Annotated in this window: 1 protein-coding gene; it reads right to left on the reverse strand. The window is 59.3% G+C overall.

Annotation, left to right across the window (positions count from 1 at the left end; genetic code table 11):
• Window positions 1-23: 23 nt before the first annotated feature.
• On the reverse strand, window positions 24-302 hold a 279-nt coding region (locus AC1DE4_RS31895), incomplete at its 5' end, for a transposase (RefSeq protein ID WP_477884774.1).

Below are 302 nucleotides of genomic sequence, written 5' to 3' on the forward strand. Positions count from 1 at the left end.
AGTCGATCGTGAAGAACTCGCTTTCAGGCAGGTTGTTGCGGCATCGGTCGGCTCTGGAACGTGAGGAAGAGTGCGGCGAACAGACACAAAAGTTGCCTGAACCATCGCAGCAGGAGGGAGAAGTTGTATCCGGCGGCGGCCAGAACGGCATTGACGGCATCCCCCTGTTCGCCAGCGAGATAATTCCGGTCCATTCTGTGTTCGCTCTTGAGGTGTCCAATGACGGGTTCGACCGCCGATCGTCGTCGCATCTGGCGCTTGATGGCGGGCGTGAGACGGCGCTTCTGGCCACTGGTGAAGAC

It is taken from the genome of Rhizobium sp. 10N414 (assembly GCF_056394785.1).